The 4,290-nt window shown below is 42.2% G+C and carries 4 protein-coding genes; 3 read left to right on the top strand and 1 reads right to left on the bottom strand.

Annotated features, from left to right (window positions below):
• Window positions 1-269: 269 nt before the first annotated feature.
• Both LC574_RS28885 and LC574_RS28890 read left to right on the top strand, forming a co-directional pair.
• A complete protein-coding gene (locus LC574_RS28885; protein ID WP_229457072.1) occupies window positions 270-737 on the top strand; it encodes a cupin domain-containing protein in 468 nt (155 codons plus the stop codon).
• A 478-nt stretch (window positions 738-1,215) separates the two neighbouring features.
• Complete coding sequence (locus LC574_RS28890) at window positions 1,216-1,782, top strand: hypothetical protein (protein WP_229457073.1); 567 nt, start codon at window positions 1,216-1,218, stop codon at window positions 1,780-1,782.
• Between the two features lie 214 nt (window positions 1,783-1,996).
• On the opposite strand, the gene LC574_RS28895 is transcribed toward LC574_RS28890, so the two are convergent.
• Window positions 1,997-3,652: a B12-binding domain-containing radical SAM protein gene (locus LC574_RS28895; protein ID WP_229457074.1), complete on the bottom strand. Its 1,656-nt coding sequence runs from the start codon at window positions 3,650-3,652 to the stop codon at window positions 1,997-1,999.
• 230 nt (window positions 3,653-3,882) lie between these two features.
• On the opposite strand from LC574_RS28895, the gene modA reads away from it, so the two are divergent.
• Window positions 3,883-4,290: molybdate ABC transporter substrate-binding protein (gene modA / locus LC574_RS28900; protein WP_229457075.1), on the top strand; the 408-nt coding region annotated here is incomplete at its 3' end.

Raw genomic sequence — 4,290 nt, forward strand, 5'->3', positions numbered from 1 at the left:
TTTCCACGGCTGGACTCCGTGAAAAACAATGCCCAAAGCGCAGTAATGCAAGCGGCCAAAGCAATCGCTACCGCACTTGAAACGCTCGCGAGCATAACTGCGTCGGCCTTGTCCTGGCTGAAGTAGAAGTTAGGAGTTAGGAGTTAGCAGTGAAGAGTTAAGAGTAATTAGCGGTTTTGTGATTTAGAAATACAACTAACGACTCAATATTCAAGACTCGAATTTTAGTAATTTTCATGCCCATCGATAACTTCAGAGGGGATAAATAAATGTACGCTACTCGTTGTGTAATTCCGGTTATCAAATCTAGCAAAGATTACCAAGTATATCGCATCAGTGCCGATGCCTCTAATCGATTAGCAATTATCTTCGATTCGACAAATGCTAATACTTCCTTGACTTGCTGCATAGAAATTTTTGATGTTGGTGGACAAACACCCCCAAATCGCCATCAGTGGGCGGTGGAAATGTTTTTCGTCCTCAAAGGGGAAGCGATCGCCATCTGTGACGGCAAGAGTGCCACAATCAAAGCTGGAGATAGTTTATTAGTGCCTCCCACTGGTACTCATTTGATTAAAAATACTGGTTCTACTCGCTTGTACACGTTGACTGTTATGGTTCCCAATGAAGACTTTTCGGAATTGATTCGCAGTGGGATTCCGTCGGAGTTAGATGCAGAAGATATGGCAGTACTAGGGAGATTTGATGCTTTGATGCCCTGTTCAAATAATTCATAATACTCGCCTCCGGCGAGAAGCAAGCTACGTAATTCGTAATTCGTAGTTTAATTTGTTGGGGGTTCCTCGTTTTCATGTGAAACACGGGAATGAGGGCAATACTGTTCGGTTAAACCTAAGAAATAACTCCAATGTAGGTTGGGTTGAGGAACGAAACCCAACATCTCTTGCGTTTGTTGGGTAACGCTAAAGCTCAACCCAACCTACAGTTAGTATTTTCAACCCCTATTAATGGTTACGTGTACTTAGCGTTCCCGTAGGGTAGCAAGCATCGGTGAGAGGTTAAGATAATTTTACTTTTGTCAATTATAAATTATACCGAAATTTAGGAAAAACATAGGTATTAAGTTAATCATTGTACTGAACTTATGGGACAAGAATGAATCATGCGTATCAAGATTAAGCGATCGCCTGCTCAAAAATTGTGTTGACGACCCCGATTTTCAGCAATATTTTAAGTACTATTGCTTATTGACAAATGGTATCCGACCTTAACCTCTCACGAATGGGTAGCAAGTGGCGTTTGAGGAACGTAGCAAGATCCCGCATCGTGTTGAGGTACTTCAAAGTCGTGTTAAGGTACTTCAAAGTCGTGTTAAGGTACTTCAAAGTCGTTTTGAGGTACTTCAAAGTCGTGTTGAGGTACTTCAAAGTCGTTTTGAGGTACTTCAACATCGTGTTGAGGTACTTCAACATCGTGTTGAGGTACTTCAAAGTCGTTTTGAGGTACTTCAACATCGTGTTGAGGTACTTCAACATCGTGTTGAGGTACTTCAAAGTCGTTTTGAGGTACTTCAAAGTCGTTTTGAGGTACTTCAAAGTCGTTTTGAGGTACTTCAAAGTCGTTTTGAGGTACTTCAAACTTTGTCGCACCGCGATCAAGTACACAGGTGCGACGCCGAATAGCCCGCCTTCTCTACGAGACGCTCCGCGAACGGCATCGCTTTCAGGCGTTGCTGAATCAAGGGATGATTCTTGTAGGGTGGGCGTCTCGCCCGCCCTGAAATACAAGGGACGGGCAAATCGCCCCATCCCACAAAACTAGCAAAATCATCCCGCTTTCTCTGCAACGCCCGCTTTCATAAATCTCCACAAACAAAGCGATGTCTACGATGGTCACTGAGCTTTGTCGAAGTGCGGGCTACGCCTACACTTGACTTTTAAAACAGTCGCTACAAATTTTCAAAATCTACGCAGTATTGGGAATGAGGGAATATTACGAATTACGAATAATTTATCGTTAAAAAACTTTTAGCTTATTAACTACGAACTTTAGTGAGGATTTTTTGAGAATAAAACGAAGCCGATTCTTCGTTTTTGGCACAATCTTGGGCAAACTTAATCAAATGATGTCCGACAAGTCCAACGTGAATTAAGTTTTCAATATTACCTGTTTTTAATGCTGGCTTGGCCATTTTCCAAAAAGTTTGACGATAGTTACTAAATATGCCTACTCGCAGCAAAATATTCGCTAAATAAGTTAAACCTTTGCGAATATTAGCCCCAGAGGTGCGAGCTGGGCTGTTAGGTACTTCGATGCGGTTTGGATAGGTGTGTTCCATGTTGTAGGCAAACCGCTGATATAAAAATTCTGGCTCATAAGCAGTTGTGATGCAGCGCCGCCACATCTCAACAACTTGCTCGTAGGGCATCAAAAACTCAACATTTGATTCGCGGTTTTCATCAAAGACAAGTCGTCCTTCTGCTTCTAACCTCCGCCATAAAGGAGTTCTAGGTAATGCATGAAGTAGATTAATTGTCAACATGGGAATTTGGGATGCCCGAATAAATTCGATAATTCGGTCTGCTGTTTCTGGTGTATCTGTATCTAACCCGATGATGATTCCTGATACTACTTCCATGCCATAGCTATTTAAAACCTGAATTGCTTTTAAGATTGGTATACTCAGATTTTGGTCTTTGGAAATGGCGTGGAGAGCATCTGGTTCCGGTGTTTCAATTCCGCAAAAGATTGTGCAAAAATAAGCTTCGCGCATCATCTCCAGCAGTTTTGGACTTTGAGCTAAGTTGAGCGTTGCTTCACAGGCAAACTGGATGGGGTAGCCATTGCGTTTTTGCCAGTCAATCAGATGAGGAAGCAACTTCATGGCGGCGCGGCGATCGCCAACAAAGTTATCATCAACAAAATACACTGCCCCCAGATTGCCAGATTGTCGCATTGCATCTAACTCGGCGACTACTTGCTCTGGTGTTTTCATTCTGGGACTGTTGCCATAGAGTTCTGGAATATCACAAAACTCGCAGCGATAAGGGCAACCACTAGAAAACTGCACATTTGCCAGGAAATAATCATTGATATTCAGCAAATGATAAGCTGGAGTGGGAAACTCTGTTAGGGGTAAGCGTTCCTTGGTTTCAAAGCGAATTTGCGCTTGAGGACGTTCCTGGTTTTGGTCTAGATACTCGATCATGCGATCGCTTGCATCTCCCAATTCACCTAAATGTAAAATATCAAATTCAGGATAATATTCTGGACACCCAGATACCGAGGGGCCACCGACAACTGTAATTTTGCCCACTCGATGGGCAAGTTCATTAATTTGATTAATTTGTGGTTTTTGGATATGCATTCCACTCACAATCACCACATCACACCATTGGTAATCAGCCCTCGTTGCTGACTTGACATTCTCATCAATAAACCGCACTTGCCATTCTTTAGGTAAGTAGGCAGCCACAATTAAAATACCTTGGGGTGGCATAAAAGCCCGGACATTACCCATAAGTGGGTAGGCGTGATGAAAAGTGCCAAAAGAGCGGCTGTACTTAGGAAAGATACAAAGGATACGTCGATGTTGCGAGGGAACGTAGCTGGTTCTCTTAGTGGTAGAAGCGGTTTTTGAATCGGCCGCTATATGTGTTGGGTTTTCTAAAGACTTCAGATTCACAGTCATCGCAAATTTCACCCCGAAAAACTGAGCAGCTAATTTGACAATTTATTGACACAATCAGTTGTAATTCCAACTAGCTTACCGTGATATTTCAGAAGTTTTTAACTGTAAGATAGAAAACTTACCTTGTTCTTTTTAGGCATTTTACCGATAAAGTTGGTTAAATATTGGTATTGCTGCTAGGATTTTACCTAGCATCAATTTTCGGAAAAAACCTATATTGCAGCTTTTCTATGAAAAGAAGACAAATTTTTGGCTTTCTAGGTATAGCAGTAGCAGGCTTGCTCCTGGCAATTGGTTTACCATTGGTTACTCCTTCTCCTGGAATAGCACAATCAAGCACCAGCATAACCGTGTCCGCAGCTTCTAGCTTAAAAGATGCGCTGGAAGAAATTAAGCCTTTGTACCAACAAAGTAAATCAAATATCAACATTAGTTATAACTTTGGGGCTTCTGGTGCTTTACAGCAACAGATTGAGCAAGGTGCGCCTGCGGATATCTTTATTTCTGCTGCCAAAAAGCAAGTGGATGCCTTAGAACAAAAAGGACTGTTGCTACCAGGTAGGCGTACTAACCTGGCAAATAACAGTCTAGTCTTGATTGTGGCTCAGGATGTTGTTGGTATAACTAGTTTCTCCAAT

It is taken from the genome of Nostoc sp. CHAB 5715, from assembly GCF_020829685.1.
GTDB lineage: Bacteria > Cyanobacteriota > Cyanobacteriia > Cyanobacteriales > Nostocaceae > Nostoc.